Here is a 2,298-nt window from a genome sequence, read left to right as displayed (position 1 = left end):
ACCGGGCTGGCGGCCGATACGGCTGTGCGGCTGGCGAAAGACCGGCCCGAACTGCGGGATGTGGTCGGACAACTCCTGTCCGGGATCGACGATATGTGTGAGGCGTTTCGTCGCCTGCCGCTCAAAGATTTTCCGTTCTTTCATCAGTCCGCGTCCTATTTTTACGACTGGCTGGCCCATCCTGACGACGACGACTACTGGGCGCAACTCAATATCGAAAGCCGGCATGACACGATTCCCGTTCCGGCCTGTAATGTCGGCGGCTGGTACGACATCTTCCTGGGCGGCACGATTCGCAATTATCTGGGTATGCGCGAACGCGGTGCTACGCCGGAGGCCCGCGACGGTCAAAAACTCATTATCGGTCCGTGGCACCATGCGCTGCCGCTGAACAACGTTGTTGGTGAGGCGAATTTTGGACTCTCAACGACGCAACTGGCCGCGGGCCTGGACGGGCTGCACCTGCGCTGGTTTGACTACTGGCTCAAAGGCAAAGCGAACGGCCTGTTGGAAGAGCCGCCGGTGCGTATTTTCGTCATGGGCGAGAATACGTGGCGGAATGAGAACGAATGGCCGCTGGCTCGGGCGCAGTACACGCCATACTATTTGCACAGCACCGGCAAGGCGAACGGCCTGCACGGCGACGGTAGCCTGAGCCCCGAGACTCCACGTAGCGAACCGGCGGACGTCTTCGTCTCCGACCCGCGTCACCCCGTTCCAACCAAAGGTGGCGGGTTATGCTGCTGGCCGGCGGCCGTTCCCGGCGGGGCGTTCGATCAACGCTCCGTGGAAGAGCGGGAAGACGTTCTGGTGTACACCACCCCCGTCCTTGAGCAGGATGTCGAGGTCACCGGACCTGTCACGGTGACCCTGTATGCGGCGACCAGCGCGGTTGATACGGATTTTACGGCCAAGCTGGTGGACGTGCACCCCGAAGGGTACGCCCAGAACCTGACAGACGGTATCATTCGGGGCCGCTATCGGACCTCGAAAGCCCAGGCTACGCTCCTCCAGCCCGGCGAGGTCTACGAGTTTACGATAGACGTGTGGGCAACCAGCAATGTCTTCAAGGCCGGACACTGCATTCGGCTCGAAATTGCCAGCTCAAACTTTCCGCGTTTTGACCGCAACCCGCAAACCGGCGAGGCCAGCGGTGAGGCCAGTCGCTTAGAGCCGGCCCTCCAGCGCGTCTTTCATGATGAGGCCCATCCCTCGCATGTGGTGCTGCCGATTATTCCCCGCTGAGGGGTGTACTGGCTGAAGGAAGGCGGACAGTGAAAAGGCGGGTTATAGAAACGGTTTGACCGCCTTTTTACGTCACGGACGTTTCATTCGCTCCCGCCGGCCACCGGCGGGAAGATGCTGACCTGGTCTCCGTCCGCAAGCGCCTGGCCGAACTCCCGGGTCTGCTCGCCGTTGACCAGGACCATCTGGGCCAGGTCGAGAGGAATGTCGAGTTGGTGAATCAGATCGTTGATCGTTGCCTGATCTGCGAGATCAAGCGTCGCTTTCCCCAGAGAGCCTTTGGGTAGCTTTTTCCGAAGATTGGCAAAGAGCTTGATACTGACCTGCATCGATTATTCACCCTTTTCAATGCCTGGTGTCGGTGTCCGTGGAAGCGTATCCAGCGCGTCCGGGCGAGAGCCGATAAGCGGGCCGTGCGAGCCTTTTTGCCAGGCCGGGGGTGTCTTCCCGTCTACCCGGTAGGCGCGCGCTGTAGCGGGTGCGCCCAAGAGGGTATGACTGACCAGTTTCTGCGCGGTCCCGGTAGCGACATAGGCGCGGCGCACGTCGGTTGGGTTCTCTTTGACGTAGTCTGCCCAGTTTCCCAGGGCCTGTTGTGTCTGAATGAGTCCTTTGACCATACCAACGTCGTTCAGCATGGTGACGTCATCGATCGGTCCGACAAACAGCGCCCCGACCATGCGGTCGCCGTCCCAGACGTATTTACGATAAATCGGGCGCGTTGGGTTCCAGACGGTGGTGATCGACTCCTTCGCATCTGTCCGCCACTGGCCAAAGCTGGCGCAGTGCAGATTGATGACATCCAACACGTTGAGCAGCAGGCTGCCCGGATAGTGTGTCTCCTGGCCGGCCATGTTGGCGCCGGCAATCCGACCGTGGTCCACGGCCGTTGGCTGAATCGCATGCACCGCGGGCGAGCCATTCAGCAGGTCCGGGCCGGCGGCAACATCACCGGCCGCATAGATGCCGGAAATATTGGTCTGCATGCGGTCGTCAACCACAATACCGCCGTCAACGTGGATGCCGGAGCCGTTGAGAAAGCTCAGGTTGGGC

General features: G+C 60.8%; 3 protein-coding genes. 1 reads left to right on the top strand and 2 read right to left on the bottom strand.

From position 1 onward, the window contains the following. Window positions 1-1,245: CocE/NonD family hydrolase (locus OXG98_17915; protein MCY3773887.1), on the top strand; the 1,245-nt coding region annotated here is incomplete at its 5' end. 83 nt (window positions 1,246-1,328) lie between these two features. On the opposite strand, the gene OXG98_17910 is transcribed toward OXG98_17915, so the two are convergent. Both OXG98_17910 and OXG98_17905 read right to left on the bottom strand, forming a co-directional pair. Beyond that, complete coding sequence (locus OXG98_17910; GenBank protein ID MCY3773886.1) at window positions 1,329-1,574, bottom strand: MoaD/ThiS family protein; 246 nt, start codon at window positions 1,572-1,574, stop codon at window positions 1,329-1,331. 3 nt (window positions 1,575-1,577) lie between these two features. Next, window positions 1,578-2,298 (bottom strand): FAD-dependent oxidoreductase (locus OXG98_17905; protein MCY3773885.1); only part of this gene is annotated, 721 nt, incomplete at its 5' end.

Source organism: Gemmatimonadota bacterium (genome assembly GCA_026706345.1).
GTDB lineage: Bacteria > JAAXHH01 > JAAXHH01 > JAAXHH01 > JAAXHH01 > JAAXHH01.
The sequence above is the reverse complement of the archived record's forward strand: the minus strand, read 5'-3'. Positions and strand labels throughout refer to the sequence as shown.